Below are 19318 nucleotides of genomic sequence, written 5' to 3' on the forward strand. Positions count from 1 at the left end.
AAAAGGAGGGTAAAGAAAAATGACTGGATTATATGCAACGACTCACCGCGAGCGTAGGGCTCGCGGTGAGTGTTTGTTTAGAATTGAAGTGCGGCGCCCAGGTAAGCACCATCAAGCAGCGTATGATTAGGCGTACCGGATTTACCATGAACGCTAATATGACGGTAACCCGCTTTGAGTTTCACCTCATCTCGTACCTGCCAGGCCAACCCTGCATCAACTTCAACATAGTTTTCAACGGCATTGTTCAGGCCACGTGGCGCGGTATAACCTTCACCATAGGCATACACCTCATCGCTGAAATGGACACGAACCCCGCCACCAATCGGTGCCGCAAATCCATTATCACCTTTCTTAGGCGCCATATAGATGGCCTTGGCACCTGCGTAAAGATCGGCTTTACCCAGAGACACCTGATAACCCAGGCCGACACCGCCAGAATTACGGCCATCATTATAATTGTTAGCCCAGTTTGCGGTATAAAAAATACCGGTCGGCTCTGGCGCAATTAGTGCATTTAACTCCGTATGTTGTGTACCTAACTGAGCGCCAATTTCAGCGGCGTTAGCACCAACAGAAAGAGTTGAAAGAATTGCCACTACTGTGAGTGTTTTTTTAAACATTTGTTATCACCTAATCTACATTAAAAAAAGAAGTCAGAACCTTAAACAAGCTCTGTCTGGTGGCTTATTTTAGGGGGCGATGTTATATGAAGTTCAAACAAACAAGAGATCCTCACTCACCATACTCTCATTCATTAATCATCGAGGTGACAGCTGCGCACGCTATAAAATGACGTGTGTTTAAGTTCCATCTATCTTTTCGCACTAGAATGCCTCTTTATTTTCACCGAAACCAGTGAGGAAACCATGTTCCCGGAAGAAAATATCAGACGGCCCAAAAAACCAAACTTTATCCGTTATCTTTTTCTGTTCAACCTTTTATTGCTGCCCCTTTTCATGATTGTGGCACGCCTGGTCTGGGGACAGGATTTCTTTTCTGTTTCCCCCAATGGCGCTTTGTTCTGGCCGGGTGCAGTCTCGCACGTTTTGTTGCTGGGCGGAGTTTGGTTGTTTTTAGATGTTCTGTTTATGATTTGGTTTTACCTTACCAACAAAAAAAACTGAGGAGCAACGCTTATGCTGCTATTTATTTCATGGCTATTTGCATTAGTTGGCAGTGAATTACTGCTGTTACAGATCAATTCAGTAAGCATTATCATGCCTCTCTTATATTTATCTATGGGGATAATGTATTTATATCAAAAGAATAAAATAAGGAATATGTTATGGCTGGATGCAAACTTAAAAAAAACACGCATCCTCAACCTCAAGGTTCTGTTTGTGGCAGCGCTTAGTATTATGTTATCTATCGTCGCGCATATTAATTTCGCCATTAACTCCTTGCTGATCATGCAATGGTTAAAAGCATAGTTTATGCGATGTCCATATCTTTATTCTGTGCCCCCATCATCAACCACGCTGCGCTTTAAAACCTAAATACAGCAGATATCAGGTTGAATATCTATGTTTAGAGGATTTATGCGCAAGAAAAGTATTAGAGTGTTGAAGCGTTGTATTTTTATCCTTTTGGGCTTCACGCTTTGTGCAATGACAGGCCTGTTTTATTGGGTACAGCGTAGCGGCGAACTCCAGCCCTGGCATACTTTTGTCCCTAATGAATTACGCGAAAACGAGATCGATCGTGCCGACTGGGATGACTATATCAATGCTGAAAACGCCCTCTTCATGGAGGTGCATAACAATGTCGTTATGAAGCAAACCGATCAGGATACAACGAGTTTAAATCGTTATAACCCGTCAAGCCCGGTATTTCCGGACACCCTTCCCACAGACTGGAATCGATCCTATATCATGCGCCCACAGGCGGAACCGAGAGGGGCTGTCGTGTTACTGCACGGACTTACGGACTCCCCTTACAGCCTGCAGCATATTGCCCGGCTCTATCAAAAAGAAGGGTTTGTCGCCATCGGGATCCGTCTACCTGCCCATGGTACCGTACCCGGGGCATTAACGGATGTAAAATGGCAGGACTGGCTGGCAGCAACGCGTCTTGCGGTGCGCGAGGCAACAAAAATGACCCATGCGGATGCGCCGCTGCATATTGTTGGCTTTTCCAATGGTGGGGCGCTGGCCATGAAATATGCCATCGATGCCCTTGATGATGAGAGCCTGAAGAAGCCACAACAAATTGTCCTGATTTCTCCCATGATAGGCATAAGCCGCTTTGCTCGGTTTTCGGGAATGGCCGAATGGACAGCCTTTCTCCCGGCCTTTTCTCGTGCGGCCTGGTTAGGTCTGGTACCAGAATTTAATCCTTTTAAATATAACTCTTTTCCCGTGAATGGTGCGCGGCAGGCTTATCTTCTGACTGAGACATTGAAACGGGACCTTACGCGACGCAAGTCATCGGCTGGCTGGAAAGACCTTCCTCATGTGCTTACGTTTCAGTCCGTTCTTGATTCCACAGTCAGTACCCGGGCAGTGCTGGACGTACTCCATCATAATCTACCGGATAACGGTAGCGAACTGGTGTTGTTTGATATTAATCGTGCGGTCAATTTTCGTGCACTGTTTCGCCACTCTTCGGATCGCGCGCTATCACACTTACTGGCAACACCACAGCGTACTTACACGACGACTATCGTCAAAAACGCCTCTTCAGAGAGTATGAACATGGTCGCTTCGACACACTTAGCGCACTCAACAACAGCAGACGTGCAGCCCCTTAATGTGCGCTATCCGAGAGATGTTTTTTCACTCTCTCATGTCGCCCTCCCGTTTCCTGTCCATGACTCCTTATATGGAAGTGAACCCTATGAACCAAATCACTATGGTCTGAGTCTGGGTGTTTTACGCGTCAGAGGGGAGCGAGCGGTACTGCTGGCAGATATGGACTCCTTAATGCGTATCACCTCGAATCCGTTCTATCCCTATCTGATTGAAAGGATTGCTGGCGTCATAAGATAAAGGAAGAGGCGTTTTTTAACGTCAGCTCATCGTTGGGGATAGATGAAATAAAAGACAACCGGCGCCAGAGTATAACATCCGTTATTCTTCGCCTCTTTCACCACTATCCCCATTGAATCGCTGGCTGCCGGTTAATTTGTCACTCCGGCAGCAGCCCCACAAAACTGCGTTTTTTGCGCGGCTCCGACATCAGCTCTTCGAGTTTATCCACGCAGGCCAGGTAGTGCGGCGTTTTTTTATGCGCCAGCACCGCCTCTTCGTCTTTATAGGCCTCGTAGATAAAGAACCGGGTTTTCACCCGGGGGTCCTGCAACACGTCAAAACGCAGGTTTCCCGGCTCCTGAATCGCGCCCTCGTGGTTGGCGCGAAACACCTCCAGAAACTCGTCCACCCGCTCGGGTTTGATGTTGATCTCCACTAACGTCACGTTCATTTCGCTTCTCCCTGTTTCTCTTCCTGCCAGAACTGGAACGCCTCCCGGGCGCTCATGTTCTCGTGAACCACTTTCTTCACCGCCTTCAGCATGGCGAGCGGCGCGCTGGACTGGAAGATGTTGCGCCCCATGTCCACGCCGGAGGCTCCCTGGTCAATCGCGCGCCAGCACATCTCCAGTGCCTCGTGCTCCGGCAGCTTTTTCCCCCCGGCGATGACGATCGGCACCGGGCAGCTGGCGGTCACTTTTTCGAATCCTTCATCCACATAGTAGGTTTTGACAAACTGCGCCCCCATTTCGGCGGCAATACGGCTGGCGAGCGAGAAGTACCGCGCATCGCGCGCCATCTCCTTGCCGACGCCCGTCACCGCCAGCACGGGCATCCCGTAGCGTGCCCCCGCATCCACCAGCTTGATGATGTTGTTGATCGACTGATGCTCGAATTCACTGCCAATGTACACCTGCGCCGCCACCGCACAGACGTTCAGGCGCAGCGCGTCTTCCATTGCCACTGCCACGCACTCGTTCGACAGCTCGCCCAGAATTGAGTTACCGCCGGAGGCGCGCAGGACCACCGGTTTATTGGTGGCGGCCGGTACGGTGCTGCGCAAAATACCGCGGGTACACATCAACACGTCGGTTTCGGCGAACAGCGGCGCGATAGAGAGATCGATACGCTCAAGACCGGTGGTCGGCCCCTGGAAGTAACCGTGGTCAAAGGCCAGCATCACCGTGCGGTTGCTTTTTGGGTTGAAGATGCGCGAAAGCCGGGACTGCATGCCCCAGTCCAGCGAGCCACAGCCCTTCAGGGTGAACGGTACATTTTGCTGCGGTGTACCGATGCCAAAATCCTTACCGTCTTTGATGTCGTCTAAATCAGCCATTTGCTCCCCCGTCAGAAATCGTATTTGTTGATGTTCTCTTTGGTGAACACCACGCGCTCTGGCAGCAGCACGATGCCGTTGCCTTTTGCTTCATACTGGTAGCCCTGGACGCTGTTCGGCTCGACCTTCAGCGTACCGATATCTTTTACCTCCACGCTGTCGCCGACGTTAAGATCGCCTTTTTTCAACAAACGATCGGCGACATTGACCGCAATTTTGCCCTGTTGCACCACATCCCACAGGCCGAAGGCTTTAACCGTGCCGCGCTCCACGTACGGACGCATGACGTTAGGCGTACTGAATCCGACAATCGCCACCCCTTCCCGCTTCAGGTTTTCCGCCGCCTGCGCCGCGGCAGGCAGAGCGTTGACATCCGGGGCGATGATCGCATCCAGATCCGGGTACGCTTTTAAGATCCCTTCGGCGGTTTGCAGGGATTTGGTGGCGTCGTTATAGCCAAACTGGGTGGTCACAATCTGCCACTGGGGATGATCTTTTTCGATTTTGGCCTTCGCCTCTTTCACCCACTGGTTCTGGTCGGTGACGGTCGGGCTGGAGTAGAAGAACGCCACTTTGGCATTCGGTTTTGTCACCTGCTTCCCGGCCATCTCCACCAGCAGGCCACCGAGCTGCTCCGGGGTACCCTGGTTAATGTAAATGCTGCGGCACTCCGGTTTGGTGTCGGAATCCCAGGTCAGCACTTTGACGCCGCGCTGCATGGCGCGCTTCAGCGCCGGGCAGAGGCCATCCGGCGACACGGCGGAGACGATAATGGCGTTATAGCCCTGGTTGACGAAATTATTGATGAGCTGCACCTGGCCGGAGACGCTCGGCTCGGTGGGGCCGTCGTAGGTGACGTCCACGCCGAGGTCTTTCCCCGCCTCTTTCGCGCCATTGCCGCCGCTGGTGAAGAAGCCCACCCCCACCAGCTTCGGGATAAAGGCGATGCGGTCCGCCGCCTGCGCCGAGGCGAAGCTGAGGGCCATTGCCAGGACTATCAGTTTTGTTTTCATCTTACGCTCCGGATAGTTTTCTAAAGAGAGAACGCACCCATTCACGGTGCAGACTCAGCGAACGTCCCATCACCACCACAACCAACAGCGCCCCTGACAGCGCGCTCGACACCTGGTTGGGGATGCCGACCATCTGTAACCCCTGCTGCAGATACCCCACCAGCAGCGCTGCCAGTGCCGTACCGATAACTGAACCTGACCCGCCATAAATATTCGCCCCGCCGAGTACGGCAGCGGTGAGGGCTGGCATCAGCAGATCGCGCCCCAGATCCGAGCGCGCGGAACCGAAATAGGAGACCATCACCAGGGCGGCAATGGCCGAGGCGACGCCCACCAGGCCATACAGCGCGTAGGGCATGCCGTTAACCGACAGCGCCGCATAGCGCGCGGCGCGCGGGTTCTGGCCGATTAAGAACAGATGCCGCCCAAAGCGCCCGCGGTGGGTAATCAGCCAGAAGAAGAGCGTAATGAGCGCAAACAGCACCAGCGGAATGGGCAGACCTGACACGGTCAGGTTAGCGAACGCGGTAAAGCTGTCCGGGAAGCCGCCGATGCCCTCATAGCCCGTCGCGCCCGCCATGCCGGAGAGCAGCAGCGCCCCGCCGCCGTAGAGGTAGAGCGTGCCGAGAGTGATAACTAAAGGGCTGATACCCGTGTAGTGGATCAGCGCCGCATTCACCAGCCCGCACAGCAGGCCCAGCAGCAGTGTCAGAGGAATGGCGACCGCCATCGGCCAGCCCGATTGCATCATCACCCCCAGCGCAATGGCGCACAGGCCAATGGTTGAACCGAGGGAGATATCGATCCCGCCGCTGATAATCACCAGCGTCAGCGGCAGCGCCACAATGCCGATGCAGATAAAATCGCTGGTGCTGAACAGCAGCATGTTGATGTCGAGCATCCGCGGGTTGATGGCGCCAAAGAGCAGGATCTCCAGCACCAGTAAGATCAGCAGCGCGCTTTCCCAGTTAAGCTTCATTTACGCCACCTCTTTTTTGCGTTTGGGAAATGGGGTGACGTGCTTTCCCCCTCTGTTACCCGGCTGGAAGCGACCGTATTTCAGCGCCCGCTGATGACGCGCCAGCGCCTGGCGCAGACGCCCGTCGAGCACCAGCACGCCCAGTAGCACCAGCCCGGCGATAAAGTCATTCCACCACGCCGGGAGCTTAAACAGCACCAGTACGGTGTCGATTTGCGTCAGGAAAAAGGCCCCAAGCAGTGCGCCAATCAGCGTGCCCGTCCCGCCCAGCAGCGAAATGCCGCCGAGCACGCAGGCGGCGATGGCTTTCATCTCCAGCCCGCTCCCGGTCTGGTTTGGCACAAAGCCAATCTGCGCGGCAAAGACAATCCCGGCGCAGGCCGCCAGCATGCCGTTGAGAGTAAAGGCGATCATCCGCGTGCGGTTAACCGCCACGCCCAGCTGGCGCGCGGCGGCAAGGTTATCGCCCACGGCATAGAAATCGCGTCCAAACGCGGTACGCGAGAGCGTCCACGCGCCGACGGCGGCCAAAAACAGCACCACCATGCCGAGCGGCGAAATGCCCACGGCTACGGGTTCAGAGAGGGATTTCAGCCCCGGCGGTAACCCTTCAATCCACTTTCCACCGGTCCAGAGCAGCATCGCCCCGCGATACAGCCCCAGCGTGCCGAGGGTGGCGACAATCGCCGGGATGCGCAGCGCCACCACCAGAAACCCGTTGAACGCCCCTGCCAGCGCACCGACAGACAGCGCGAACAGCATCGATACCGGCAGGCTGTAGCCATTGTTCAGCGCCACGCCGACGGCGATGGCTGAGAGCCCCACGGTGGAGCCCACGGAGACGTCAATATTGCGGGTCAGCATCACCAGCGCGGCGCCAAGCGCCAGCAGGATCAGGATTTGCGCGCTGGCGAAGATCATCCCCAGCGTCTGAAGGCTCAGGTACGCCGGATTAAGCGCCACCAGCACGGCAAACAGCGCAAGAATGGCGAGAAACGCGCTCAGCTCGCGGTTTTTCAGTAACGTCTTCATGATTGTCCTCCGAACGCCAGCGCCATCATCCGATCGAGGCTGACGGCATGGCGCGGCAACTCGCCGCTGAGCACGCCCTGGTGCATGACCAGCACGCGATCGGCAAGGCCAGGAAACTCATCGAGATCGCTTGAGATCATCAGCACTGCCACGTTCTGCGCGGCCACGCTTTTGATGAGCTGGTAGATATCGGCACGTGCCGACACGTCCACGCCGCGCGTCGGTTCATCGACGATCAGCAATAACGGGTTGGCTTCCAGACAGCGGGCCAGCAGCACTTTCTGTTGATTCCCGCCGGAGAGGGTGCGCACGGTTTGATCCGCATGGTTGAGTTTGATCCCCAGCGCGCGGTGGTAACGCTCCACCACCGCGGACTCCCGCTTGCGCTGCTGCCAGAGAGACGGCTCGTTCAGCGCCACGGTGTTCCAGCGGATGGGTGCATCCAGGAACAGGCCGGACACCTGCCTGTCTTCCGGCAGATAAACCAGGCCTTTGTCCAGCCGGGCGCCCACGCTCTCGTGAGTGATCTCCTGATTCTCCAGCCAGACCCGTCCCCCACGCACCGGACGCAGGCCGTAGAGCGTCTCGGCAAATTCGGTGCGCCCGGATCCGACCAGCTCGGCCAGACCGACGATCTCGCCTGCGTAGATCTCAAGCGAGAGATCGATAAACCCCTCCCCGGTAAGATCGTCCACGCGCAATACCGGAAAATCCTGCGGCTGGGTGCGACGGTTTCCCGGCAGCGCCAGCCACAGTTTTTGCGCATCGCTTAAGCCTTTCTCCCGGCTCACCGGCGTCATGGCGGCAATCAGCGCGTTATCGTCGAACTGCGCGGTTTCCCCGCTGAGCACTACGGCACCGTCGCGCATCACCGAGACGTGGCTTGCCAGCTGGCGGATCTCCGGCAATTTATGCGAGATAAAGACGATGCCGACGCCCAGATCCTGCAGGGCGCGGATCTGGCGAAACAGACGTTCGGTTTCACCCGGCGTAAGGGAGGCCGTGGGCTCGTCGAGGATCAGGATCGTTGCGTTACGCATCAGACCGCGCAGGATCTCCACCATCTGCTGATCCGCCACTTCCAGCGTACTGGCGGTGGCGTCGAGATTTAGCTGGCACTGAAGCTGCTGCAGCTTCTCCGTCAGCCGATTCTCTCTTTCCCGTTCACGCGGCAGGCGGAAAAGGATGTTTTCCCGCACCGTCAGATTGGGGAACAGGAGCGGTTCCTGGGGCACCAGATAGATACCTAACTTATGGGCCTGCACGGGCGTGAGCCGCGCATATGAATGACCTGCTACGGAAAGTTCACCGCTGTCCGGCGTCTCCACCCCGGCGATGATCTTCATCAGCGTCGATTTACCCGCGCCGTTCCCGCCCATCAGCGCATGCACCTGGCCCGCAAGCAGCGTGAAATCAATGCCTTTCAAAACCGGCACCCCGGAAAACTGCTTGCAGATGGCTCGTGCTTCGATAAGTGGGGTCATCATCGCTCCGCTATTGAACAAATGATTTTTAGATTTAATAATGTTCAAAAGCGTAGACGGTGAACTATATTTACAACCGTGCAGGGATCACAGTTTTATCGATTAAGATCCATCTGAGAAAGAAACTATCTAAATGATCCGTTTTGCCGCGTGGCTCACACTTTCGACCTGCGCCGTCACGAACATATGATCTAAATTTTTATAAGAGTTCAATTATGAGCGATAAACGCACTGCGGAAGAAGGTCGGTTTGCCGGGCTGGCACTGGCGGAAGAGGAGCTGGTTGCCCGCGTGGCCTGGTGTTACTACCACGACGGATTGACGCAAAACGACATTGGCGAACGGCTCGGCCTGCCGCGCCTGAAGATCTCTCGCCTGCTGGAGAAAGGTCGCCAGTCAGGGGTGATCCGCGTGCAGATCAACTCCCGCTATGAGGGCTGTCTGGCACTGGAAACCGAACTGCAGCAGCGCTTTGGGCTAAAGCTGGTGCGCGTGCTGCCAGCACTGAATACCCCGCCAATGAACGTGCGGTTAGGCATTGGTGCCGCGCAGTCGTTAATGGGCGTGCTGGAACCCGGCCAGCTGTTAGCGGTGGGATTTGGTGAAACCACCATGAGCAGCCTGCAACATTTAAGCGGCTTTATCAGCTCGCAGCAGATCCGTCTGGTCACCCTTTCCGGCGGCGTGGGGCCGTATATGACCGGTATCGGCCAGCTGGACGCGGCATGCAGCGTCAGCATGATCCCCGCCCCGCTTCGCGTCTCCTCCGCCGAGGTGGCTGGGATCTTAAAACGTGAAACCAGCGTGCGGGACGTGATCCTCGCCGCAACGGCGGCCGACGTGGCGGTGGTCGGGATTGGGTCCGTGAACCAGCGTCGTGATGCAACGATATTGCGCTCAGGCTACATCAGCGAAGGTGAACAGCTGATGTATGCCCGTAAAGGGGCCGTCGGCGACATTCTCGGTTATTTCCTCACTGCCGAAGGAGAGTGCGTTGAAGAGCTGGAGATCCACAAAGAACTGCTGGGCGTCACGCTTGATGAACTGGCGCAGTTACCTACCATCGTCGGCGTGGCTGGCGGTGTTGAGAAAGCCGATGCGATTTACGCCGCACTGAAAGGTCGCCGTATCAATGGCCTGGTGACGGAAGAGACAACAGCCCGCGCGGTGCTGGCCCTGACGTAACGGGGTAAGCCCTGCGCTAACAACGAGGCAAACTCATGAGTTACCTTTTAGCGTTAGATGCAGGGACAGGCAGCGTGCGTGCCGTTATTTTCGATCTGCAGGGCAACCAGGTTGCCGTGGGTCAGGCCGAGTGGCAGCACCTGAGCGTGGAAAATGTGCCGGGCTCGATGGAGTTCGACCTCAATACCAACTGGCGGCTTACCTGCCAGTGCATCCACCAGGCGCTGGATCGCGCGCACCTGAGCGCGGCGGATATCCAGTCCGTCGCCTGCTGCTCCATGCGCGAAGGGATCGTGCTGTATGACCGCAACGGTGAGGCCATCTGGGCCTGCGCCAACGTCGACGCCCGCGCCAGCCGCGAGGTGGCCGAACTCAAAGAGATCCACGACAACCAGTTTGAATCCGAAGTGTACGACGTTTCCGGCCAGACCCTGGCCCTGAGCGCCATGCCGCGTCTGCTGTGGCTGGCGCACCATCGCCCGGATATCTATCGCAAGGCTGCCACTATTACCATGATCAGCGACTGGCTGGCGGCGAAGCTCTCCGGCGAGCTGGCGGTCGATCCATCAAATGCGGGCACTACGGGGATGCTGGATCTCTTCTCCCGCGACTGGCGGCCAGCGCTGCTGGATATGGCCGGGCTGCGCGCCGATATCCTCTCTCCGGTGAAAGAGACCGGCACCGTGCTGGGCGCTATCACCCATGATGCCGCACAGCAGAGCGGCCTGCGTGAAGGCACCCCTGTGGTGATGGGCGGCGGCGACGTGCAGCTGGGCTGTCTGGGGCTGGGCGTGGTCCGCGCCGGGCAAACGGCAGTGCTGGGTGGTACCTTCTGGCAACAGGTGGTCAATCTGCCGCAGGTGCGCACCGATCCTGAGATGAATATTCGCGTGAACCCACACGTCATCCCCGGTATGGCGCAGGCGGAATCGATCAGCTTCTTCACCGGCCTGACCATGCGCTGGTTCCGCGACGCCTTCTGCGCGGAAGAGAAGCTGATCGCCGAACGTATGGGGATGGACACCTATTCCCTGCTCGAGGAGATGGCGAGCCGGGTGCCCGCGGGTTCGCATGGCGTGATGCCCATCTTCTCCGACGCGATGCATTTTAAGCAGTGGTACCACGCCGCCCCGTCGTTTATTAACCTCTCCATCGACCCGGAAAAGTGCAACAAAGCGACGCTGTTCCGCGCGCTGGAAGAGAACGCAGCGATTGTCTCGGCCTGTAACCTGGCGCAAATCTCACGTTTCTCCGGCGTTAACTTCGAGAGCCTGGTGTTTGCCGGAGGCGGTTCGAAGGGGGCGCTATGGAGCCAGATTTTAAGTGACGTCACCGGTTTGCCGGTGCGCGTACCGGAAGTGAAAGAGGCGACGGCGCTGGGTTGCGCCATTGCCGCCGGAGCCGGGGCCGGACTGTTTGCGGATATGGCCACCACCGGCGAGCGGCTGGTGAAATGGAGCCGCGAGTTTACCCCGAACCCGCAGCACCGGGCGCTGTACGATGGCATGATGCAGAAGTGGCAGGCGGTGTACGCCGACCAGCTCGGTCTGGTGGACAGCGGGCTGACGACGTCAATGTGGCAGGCACCTGGGCTGGTGCGAGCATCCCCCTCACCCCGGCCCTCTCCCTAAGGGAGAGGGAGATTGAGTCCCCTCTCCCTTAGGGAGAGGGAGATTGAGTCCCCTCTCCCTGTGGGAGAGGGTTAGGGTGAGGGCATTATTTGAATCCCATCACAATCACTGCATTCCCCTTTTCCCTTTTACTTTCTGCTGGCTAAATTAGTAACTCATCCGACCACATAACAATAATTTTACACTGGAAGAGACTATGAGCCGCTACCCGTCGCTATTCGCCCCCCTCGATCTGGGGTTCACAACGCTCAAAAACCGCGTGTTGATGGGCTCAATGCATACCGGGCTGGAGGAGCATCCGGACGGGGCCGAGCGTCTGGCGGCCTTTTATGCCGAGCGCGCGCGCCACGGGGTGGCGCTGATCGTCACCGGGGGTGTGGCTCCCGCGCCATCAGGCGTGGGGATGGAAGGCGGAGCGGTGCTTAATGATGCGTCACAGCTGCCGCACCATCGCATTGTGACCGATGCCGTTCACAGCGAAGGCGGTAAAATTGCCCTGCAGATCCTGCATACCGGGCGTTATAGCTATCAGCCCAATCTGGTGGCACCGTCGGCCATTCAGGCACCGATTAACCGCTTCAAGCCGCATGCCCTCAGCCACGATGAAGTGCTGGCGCTGATTGACGACTTCGCCCGCTGTGCGGCGCTGGCGCGTGAAGCGGGCTATGACGGCGTCGAGGTAATGGGCTCCGAGGGCTATCTGATTAACGAATTTCTCGCCGCCCGCACTAACCAGCGTGACGACGAATGGGGCGGCGATTATGCGCGACGCATGCGCTTTGCCGTCGAAGTGGTACGCGCCGTGCGCGAACGTGCGGGCGCTGACTTTATTATCATCTTCCGCCTGTCGATGCTGGATCTGGTGGAAGGCGGCGGGACGTTTGACGAGACAGTCCAGCTGGCGCAGGCGATTGAAGCCGCCGGTGCCACCCTCATCAATACCGGGATTGGCTGGCACGAGGCGCGCATCCCGACTATCGCCACGCCGGTACCGCGCGCGGCATTCACCTGGGTTACGCGCAAGCTGAAAGGCAAAGTGTCTGTTCCGCTCGTGACCACTAACCGTATTAACGATCCGCAGGTGGCGGATGATGTCATCTCACGCGGCGATGCCGATATGGTGTCGATGGCGCGTCCGTTCCTGGCAGATGCAGAACTGCTTTCCAAAGCGCAAAGCGGGCGTGCGGATGAGATCAACACCTGCATCGGCTGTAATCAGGCCTGTCTGGATCAGATCTTCGTCGGGAAAGTGACCTCCTGCCTGGTTAACCCCCGCGCCTGCCATGAAACCAAAATGCCGGTGCTCCCGGTAGACAAATCAAAACGCCTGGCGGTTGTCGGGGCGGGCCCCGCGGGGCTGGCGTTTGCGGTAAATGCGGCGTCGCGCGGGCACAGCGTGACGCTGTTCGATGCCGCAGGCGAAATTGGCGGGCAGTTTAATATTGCCAAACAGATCCCCGGCAAAGAGGAGTTCTATGAAACGCTGCGCTACTACCGCCGGATGATCGAGCTCACGGGTGTGGATCTGCGGCTCAACCAGTGGGTGAGTGCGCCAGATCTGCTGGATTACGACGAGGTGATCCTGGCAAGCGGGATCGCACCGCGCACGCCTGCGATCGAGGGTATCGATCATCCTAAAGTGCTGAGCTATCTCGATGTGCTGCGCGATAAAGCGCCGGTTGGGGAAAACGTCGCCATTATCGGCTGTGGCGGGATCGGCTTTGATACCGCCATGTATTTAAGCCAGCCGGGCGAGGCCACCAGCCAGAACATTGCCGAATTTTGCGTGGAATGGGGCATCGACACCAGCCTGAGCCAGTCCGGCGGCCTGCGCCCGGAAGGGCCACAGCTGCCAAAAAGCCCACGGCAGATCGTCATGCTGCAGCGCAAAGCGAGTAAGCCGGGTGAAGGACTGGGGAAAACAACCGGCTGGATCCACCGCGCCACCCTGCTTTCGCGCGGCGTGAAGATGATCCCGGCGGTGAGCTATCAGAAGATCGACGACGACGGCCTGCACGTCACGATCGGCGGTGAGCCACAGCTGCTGCGCGTGGATCATGTGATTTTATGTGCCGGGCAGGAGCCGAAGCGCGATCTGGCGGATCCGCTGCGTGAGGCAGGTAAAACGGTGCATTTGATCGGCGGGTGCGATGTGGCATTGGAGCTGGATGCGCGGCGGGCCATTGCGCAGGGCACCCAGCTTGCACTGGTTATTTAGCGACGACGTCCCAGCTTCACCGCTTTCAGCACCACGAACTTGTTGTTGGTGGCGATGGTGACGCAGTTACCGAAAATCTTCTTCAGCTTGTGGAAGTAGTCCAGGTGACGGTTCGCCACAATATACAGCTCGCCGTTGATTTTCAGGCAGCGGCGCGCATGGTGGAACATCTCCCACGCGACGTTATCCGTCAGGGCGTGCTTCTGGTGGAACGGCGGGTTGCAGAACACGGCGTTGAAGCGGAATGGCTCCACGCCGGACAGCGCGTTGTTGATCATGAACTCGCAGCGGTCCAGCGCCTCAGGCATGTTGGTTTCCACGTTCAGACGGCTCGACGCCACCGCCATCGGCGATTCGTCGCTGAACACCACGCTGGCGTCCGGGTTCTTCGCCAGCAGCGTCAGGCCAATCACGCCGTTGCCGCAGCCCAGGTCGACAATTTCCCCTTCCAGATTTTCCGGCAGGTGTTCCATAAAGAAACGCGCGCCGATGTCCAGACCGGTGCGGGAGAAGACGTTCGCGTGGTTATGGATGGTCCAGTCTGTGCCTTCCAGCTTCCAGCTCAGCGTCTCTGGCGCGTCAGCCAGTTCCGGCGCGCTGAAGGTACAGTTGATCAGGCGCGCTTTTTTCCAGGCCAGCGTCGTGGTGGTCGGGCCCAGCACTTTCTCGAACAGCTCCAGCGTTGAGGTATGAATATCACGCGCCTTCGCGCCCGCGATGATGCGCGTCTCTGGCGTGACGACTTTCCGTAATGCACGCAGTTGCTGCTCCAGCAACGCCATGGTTTTTGGCACTTTGATCAGCACCACGCCCGGCGCCTGCGGGTAGTCTGCGGTGCTGTCGAGGAACTTCACGCTGGATTCATCGAGATCGTTGTGACGCAGGTTTTCACGCGTCGCCAGCTCGCTTAAGTATGAATCGCCAATGCTATAAGGCGTGTGCGCCGCAAGGGCGCAGCCCAGCGCACCGAAGGCATCATTCAGGATCAGAACCGGGCCGCGAATTTCAGTGTCATCCAACTGTTGCAGCAGATATTCATCCGCCGCTTCCCACGCCTGAAGCGGGTTAACGTCGTCCGTCTCCGGGAAACGTTTAAGGTTGAGTGAACGGAAACCGTTGTCTAAGTGGCTCATCGGCCCTCCTGAATGGTAAAATTTGGCGTTATCCCTGAAAAGGGTGCGTGAGTATACCCGTTTTCAACTTATTTTGGGGTTTTGATGAACCAGCTGACTTATCTCCAGGGCTACCCGGAGCATCTGCTCTCCCAGGTACGCACGTTAATTGCCGAGCAAAAACTGGGGGCGGTGCTGGAAAAACGTTATCCCGGCACGCACGATGTCGCGACCGATAAGGCCCTCTGGCAGTATACGCAGGATCTCAAAAACCGGTATCTGAAGAGTGCACCACCCATCAATAAAGTGATGTACGACAACAAGATCCACGTGCTGAAAAACGCGCTCGGCCTGCATACGGCCATTTCACGCGTACAGGGCGGTAAGCTAAAAGCAAAAGCCGAGATCCGCGTCGCCACCGTCTTTCGCAACGCACCGGAAGCCTTTCTGCGGATGATCGTGGTGCACGAGCTGGCGCACCTGAAGGAAAAAGAGCATGACAAGGCGTTCTATTCCCTGTGCTGCCACATGGAGCCACAGTACCATCAGCTGGAGTTTGATACCCGTTTGTGGCTTACGCATTTATCGTTAAAGAGTAATGCGCAGTAGCGCACTGGTTTTGCAACAATCACGTGCTACAGTGGCTAAAGGTTCCCCGCTATGGAGTACGTAAACGTTTATGATACGTTTCGCAGTCATTGGTACGAACTGGATCACGCGCCAGTTCGTCGACGCCGCCCACGAAACCGGCAAACTTAAGCTCACCGCCGTCTATTCCCGCAGCCTTGAACAGGCGCAGGCCTTCGCGAACGATTATCTGGTTGAACATCTGTTCACCTCGCTTGATGAGATGGCGCAAAGCGACGCCATTGACGCGGTCTATATCGCCAGCCCGAACGCCCTGCACTTCCCGCAAACCCGGCTCTTCCTCAGCCACAAAAAACATGTCATTTGCGAGAAGCCGTTGGCCTCGAATATCGAGGAAGTGGAAGCCGCCATTCAGTGCGCCCGCGACAACCAGGTGGTGCTGTTCGAAGCGTTCAAAACCGCCAGCCTGCCGAACTTCCTGCTGCTACAGCAGTCTTTGCCGAAGGTGGGCAAAGTGCGCAAAGCCTTTATTAACTACTGCCAGTACTCGTCGCGCTACCAGCGTTATCTGGACGGCGAGAACCCGAACACCTTTAATCCGGCCTTCTCCAACGGCTCGATTATGGACATCGGTTTCTATTGTCTGGCCTCTGCGGTTGCCCTGTGGGGCGAGCCGCACGGCGTAACGGCCACTGCCAGCCTGCTGGAAAGCGGTGTGGATGCGCACGGTGTCGTGGTGCTGGATTACGGTGATTTCAGCGTCACGCTGCAGCACTCCAAAGTGAGTGACTCCGTCCTGCCAAGTGAAATTCAGGGTGAAAACGGATCGCTGGTTATCGAGAAGATCTCCGAATGCCAGAAACTGAGCTTTGTGCCACGCGGCGGTAAAGCGCAGGAGCTGACGCAGCCTCAGCATATTAACACTATGCTCTATGAGGCAGAGGTCTTCGCCCGTCTGGTGGAAGACAACGAAGTGAATCACCCGGGGCTTGCGATAAGCCGCACCACGGCGAAGCTGCAAACGGAAATCCGTCGCCAGACCGGCGTGGTTTTCCCGGCTGACGGCGTGAGCACAGAAGCTATCGCGTAAAGCTGTGTAATGAATGGCTGAGGACCATTGACGAAACTGATGGTCTGACATATTTTGTTACGAGCAAAGGGGAGTAACTTCCTTGCCGGTGGATCGTCATTACGATGCGTGCAAAACCGCATCCGGTCGCCGGGCAACCTTCGTGGTTGTAAGTGAGACCTTGCCGGAAGGCGAGGTCTATGCATAAAAAGCTAACGGCTATCGTCTTCTGACCATGGCCGTTTTTGTTTTTTATGTGTAAGGAAAATAGTATGCATTCTGTCGGCACTCCAATGTTGTGGGGCGGATTCGCGGTTGTCGTGCTCATCATGCTGGCAATCGACCTCTTTTTGCAGGGCCGTCGCGGCGAGCACGGTATGAGCGTCAAGCAAGCCGCCGTCTGGTCGCTGGTGTGGGTATCCCTCTCACTCCTTTTCTGCGCCGCCTTCTGGTGGTATCTGGCCTCGACCGAAGGCCGTGCGGTGGCTGATCCTCAGGCGCTCGCCTTCCTCACCGGTTATCTGATTGAAAAAGCGCTGGCGGTTGATAACGTCTTCGTCTGGCTGATGCTGTTCAGCTACTTTGCCGTGCCTGCTGCCCTGCAGCGTCGCGTGCTGGTTTACGGCGTGCTGGGGGCAATCGTCCTGCGTACCATCATGATCTTCGCCGGAAGCTGGCTGATAACCCAGTTCGAATGGCTGCTGTACGTCTTTGGCGCGTTCCTGCTGTTCACTGGGGTTAAAATGGCGCAGGCGAAAGAAGACGAAACCGGTATTGGTGATAAGCCGCTGGTGAAGTGGATCCGTGGTCATCTGCGCATGACGGACAAAATCGAGAGCGAGCATTTCTTTGTCCGCAAGAATGGCCTGCTGTTCGCCACCCCGCTGCTGCTGGTGCTGATTCTGGTGGAGCTGAGCGATGTGATCTTCGCCGTGGACAGTATCCCGGCTATCTTCGCCGTCACTACCGACCCGTTCATTGTGCTGACCTCTAACCTGTTCGCTATTCTCGGTCTGCGTGCGATGTATTTCCTGCTGGCAGGCGCGGCTGAGCGCTTCTCAATGCTGAAGTACGGTCTGTCGGTGATCCTGGTGTTTATCGGTATCAAGATGCTGATTGTCGATTTCTACCATATCCCGATTGCCATCTCGCTCGGCGTGGTGTTTGGCATTCTGCTGGTAACGCTGATTATCAATACCTGGGTTAACCGCCAGCACGATAAAAAGCAGCAGGCGTAGTGCGTTTTGCCGGGTGGCGCAGCGCCACCCGGCGCTTTCGTTAATCAATAGTTAAAAAACATGACGCAACACGTAAAATCCAGCATTTTACTCTTCCGCCTTTCCTCGCTTTCCCTGATACTCAACCAGGCAAACAAATACTTACATCCGGACATAAATGTGCCTTAGAGCACAGCCAGGATGGAACGCAATTTCACTCAGGAATAACGTATGAGCACACAATCACGCGGTCTGTTCGCGCGCCTGGCGCAGGGCAGCCTTGTAAAACAAATTCTGGTCGGGTTGGTACTGGGTATTCTGCTGGCTATGGTGTCAAAACCTGCTGCAGAAGCCACGGGGCTGCTTGGAACCCTTTTCGTTGGCGCACTGAAAGCCGTGGCACCGGTACTGGTTCTGATGCTGGTCATGGCGTCGATTGCCAACCACCAACACGGACAAAAAACCAACATTCGGCCGATCCTCTTCCTGTATCTTCTGGGCACCTTCTCCGCTGCCTTAACCGCCGTGGTATTTAGCTTCCTGTTCCCGTCTACGCTGCACCTGACCAGCGCGGCCGGTGATGTCACGCCGCCATCCGGGATTGTGGAAGTGCTGCGTGGCCTGCTGATGAGCATGGTCTCTAACCCAATCACGGCGCTGATGAACGCAAACTACATTGGCATCCTGGTCTGGGCAATTGGGCTGGGCTTCGCGCTGCGTCATGGTAATGAGACCACGAAAAACCTGGTTAACGATGTCTCGAACGCCGTGACCTTCATGGTGAAAATCGTTATTCGCTTCGCCCCAATCGGTATTTTTGGTCTGGTCTCCTCTACGCTGGCAACCACCGGTTTTGACGCGCTGTGGGGCTACGCACAGCTGCTGATGGTCCTGGTTGGCTGCATGCTGCTGGTGGCGCTGGTAGTTAACCCCCTGCTGGTGTTCTGGCAGATCCGCCGCAACCCGTATCCACTGGTAATGACCTGCCTGCGTGAAAGCGGCGTGTACGCCTTCTTTACCCGCAGCTCTGCAGCTAACATTCCGGTTAACATGGCGCTGGCGGAAAAACTGAATCTGGATCGTGATACTTACTCCGTGTCTATCCCGCTGGGTGCAACCGTGAACATGGCGGGCGCGGCGATCACCGTCACCGTGCTGACCCTGGCGGCAGTGCATACGCTGGGTATCGCGGTGGATCTGCCTACGGCGCTGCTGTTGAGCGTGGTGGCCTCGCTGTGTGCCTGTGGCGCATCCGGCGTGGCGGGCGGCTCTCTGCTGTTGATCCCGCTGGCGTGCAATATGTTTGGTATCCCGAACGAAATTGCCATGCAGGTGGTCGCAGTCGGCTTCATTATCGGTGTGCTGCAGGATTCCTGTGAGACGGCGCTGAACTCTTCTACCGACGTGCTGTTCACCGCTGCGGCCTGTCAGGCGGAAGATGCGCGTTTAGCGAAGAACGCATTACGAGGTTAACAGCAAAACGG

18 protein-coding genes are annotated in these 19318 nt (G+C 57.0%); 10 read left to right on the top strand and 8 right to left on the bottom strand.

Going from position 1 to position 19318, the window contains the following annotated elements; translation table 11 throughout:
• Window positions 1–77: 77 nt before the first annotated feature.
• Window positions 78–623 carry a YfaZ family outer membrane protein gene (locus APU11_RS11715; RefSeq protein WP_013098838.1) on the bottom strand — a complete coding sequence of 182 codons (546 nt, stop codon included), beginning with the start codon at window positions 621–623 and terminating at the stop codon, window positions 78–80.
• A gap of 246 nt (window positions 624–869) precedes the next feature.
• Between APU11_RS11715 and APU11_RS11720 the strand changes: the two genes are divergently transcribed.
• The 3 genes from APU11_RS11720 to APU11_RS11730 all read left to right on the top strand — a co-directional run bounded on the left by APU11_RS11720 (window position 870) and on the right by APU11_RS11730 (window position 2990).
• On the top strand, window positions 870–1127 hold the full coding sequence (locus APU11_RS11720) for a hypothetical protein (protein ID WP_023622126.1): 258 nt from the start codon (window positions 870–872) through the stop codon (window positions 1125–1127).
• Between the two features lie 12 nt (window positions 1128–1139).
• Window positions 1140–1433, top strand: a complete 294-nt coding sequence (locus APU11_RS11725) for a hypothetical protein (RefSeq protein ID WP_020689402.1) — start codon at window positions 1140–1142, stop codon at window positions 1431–1433.
• Window positions 1434–1541: 108 nt separating this feature from the next.
• Window positions 1542–2990 carry an alpha/beta hydrolase gene (locus APU11_RS11730; protein ID WP_038985790.1) on the top strand — a complete coding sequence of 483 codons (1449 nt, stop codon included), beginning with the start codon at window positions 1542–1544 and terminating at the stop codon, window positions 2988–2990.
• 139 nt (window positions 2991–3129) lie between these two features.
• Here APU11_RS11730 and lsrG read toward each other — a convergent pair whose 3' ends face one another.
• From lsrG to lsrA, 6 genes are read right to left on the bottom strand one after another with little or no spacing between them, the layout of a single operon-like run.
• Window positions 3130–3423 carry a (4S)-4-hydroxy-5-phosphonooxypentane-2,3-dione isomerase gene (gene lsrG, locus APU11_RS11735; RefSeq protein WP_013098845.1) on the bottom strand — a complete coding sequence of 98 codons (294 nt, stop codon included), beginning with the start codon at window positions 3421–3423 and terminating at the stop codon, window positions 3130–3132.
• Window positions 3420–4307 carry a 3-hydroxy-5-phosphonooxypentane-2,4-dione thiolase gene (gene lsrF, locus APU11_RS11740; RefSeq protein ID WP_029883832.1) on the bottom strand — a complete coding sequence of 296 codons (888 nt, stop codon included), beginning with the start codon at window positions 4305–4307 and terminating at the stop codon, window positions 3420–3422. The genes lsrG and lsrF overlap by 4 nt, the downstream gene beginning before the upstream one ends.
• An 11-nt stretch (window positions 4308–4318) precedes the next feature.
• Complete coding sequence (gene lsrB / locus APU11_RS11745) at window positions 4319–5320, bottom strand: autoinducer 2 ABC transporter substrate-binding protein LsrB (RefSeq protein WP_058651398.1); 1002 nt, start codon at window positions 5318–5320, stop codon at window positions 4319–4321.
• Between the two features lies 1 nt (window position 5321).
• Window positions 5322–6299: an autoinducer 2 ABC transporter permease LsrD gene (lsrD, locus tag APU11_RS11750; RefSeq protein WP_014833377.1), complete on the bottom strand. Its 978-nt coding sequence runs from the start codon at window positions 6297–6299 to the stop codon at window positions 5322–5324.
• Window positions 6300–7331 carry an autoinducer 2 ABC transporter permease LsrC gene (gene lsrC, locus APU11_RS11755; protein ID WP_013098849.1) on the bottom strand — a complete coding sequence of 344 codons (1032 nt, stop codon included), beginning with the start codon at window positions 7329–7331 and terminating at the stop codon, window positions 6300–6302.
• The gene (lsrA, locus tag APU11_RS11760; protein ID WP_060578504.1) at window positions 7328–8815 is read right to left on the bottom strand and encodes an autoinducer 2 ABC transporter ATP-binding protein LsrA; all 1488 of its coding nucleotides are present in this window, start codon (window positions 8813–8815) and stop codon (window positions 7328–7330) included. The genes lsrC and lsrA overlap by 4 nt, the downstream gene beginning before the upstream one ends.
• 215 nt (window positions 8816–9030) lie before the next feature.
• On the opposite strand from lsrA, the gene lsrR reads away from it, so the two are divergent.
• The 3 genes from lsrR to APU11_RS11775 all read left to right on the top strand — a co-directional run bounded on the left by lsrR (window position 9031) and on the right by APU11_RS11775 (window position 13848).
• Entirely contained in the window at window positions 9031–9999 is a 969-nt protein-coding gene (lsrR, locus tag APU11_RS11765; RefSeq protein WP_013098851.1) for a transcriptional regulator LsrR, read from the top strand.
• 35 nt (window positions 10000–10034) lie between these two features.
• Window positions 10035–11630, top strand: coding sequence for an autoinducer-2 kinase (gene lsrK / locus APU11_RS11770; RefSeq protein WP_058651399.1), 1596 nt, complete (start codon window positions 10035–10037; stop codon window positions 11628–11630).
• Window positions 11631–11826: 196 nt separating this feature from the next.
• Window positions 11827–13848 (top strand): NADPH-dependent 2,4-dienoyl-CoA reductase, encoded by a 2022-nt coding sequence (locus APU11_RS11775; protein ID WP_058651400.1) that lies wholly within the window; start codon window positions 11827–11829, stop codon window positions 13846–13848.
• Here APU11_RS11775 and rlmG read toward each other — a convergent pair.
• Entirely contained in the window at window positions 13845–14981 is a 1137-nt protein-coding gene (gene rlmG, locus APU11_RS11780; protein WP_058651401.1) for a 23S rRNA (guanine(1835)-N(2))-methyltransferase RlmG, read from the bottom strand. The genes APU11_RS11775 and rlmG overlap by 4 nt on opposite strands.
• A gap of 84 nt (window positions 14982–15065) precedes the next feature.
• On the opposite strand from rlmG, the gene APU11_RS11785 reads away from it, so the two are divergent.
• The 4 genes from APU11_RS11785 to sstT all read left to right on the top strand — a co-directional run bounded on the left by APU11_RS11785 (window position 15066) and on the right by sstT (window position 19307).
• The gene (locus APU11_RS11785; protein WP_013098855.1) at window positions 15066–15569 is read left to right on the top strand and encodes a M48 family metallopeptidase; all 504 of its coding nucleotides are present in this window, start codon (window positions 15066–15068) and stop codon (window positions 15567–15569) included.
• Window positions 15570–15639: 70 nt separating this feature from the next.
• A complete protein-coding gene (locus APU11_RS11790) occupies window positions 15640–16638 on the top strand; it encodes a Gfo/Idh/MocA family oxidoreductase (protein WP_013098856.1) in 999 nt (332 codons plus the stop codon).
• Between the two features lie 251 nt (window positions 16639–16889).
• Window positions 16890–17855 carry a TerC family protein gene (locus tag APU11_RS11795; protein WP_058651402.1) on the top strand — a complete coding sequence of 322 codons (966 nt, stop codon included), beginning with the start codon at window positions 16890–16892 and terminating at the stop codon, window positions 17853–17855.
• A gap of 210 nt (window positions 17856–18065) precedes the next feature.
• On the top strand, window positions 18066–19307 hold the full coding sequence (gene sstT, locus APU11_RS11800; RefSeq protein ID WP_038985779.1) for a serine/threonine transporter SstT: 1242 nt from the start codon (window positions 18066–18068) through the stop codon (window positions 19305–19307).
• The last annotated feature ends 11 nt before the right edge of the window (window positions 19308–19318 follow it).

It is taken from the genome of Enterobacter sp. 50793107, assembly GCF_001463365.1.
Lineage (GTDB): Bacteria > Pseudomonadota > Gammaproteobacteria > Enterobacterales > Enterobacteriaceae > Enterobacter > Enterobacter cloacae.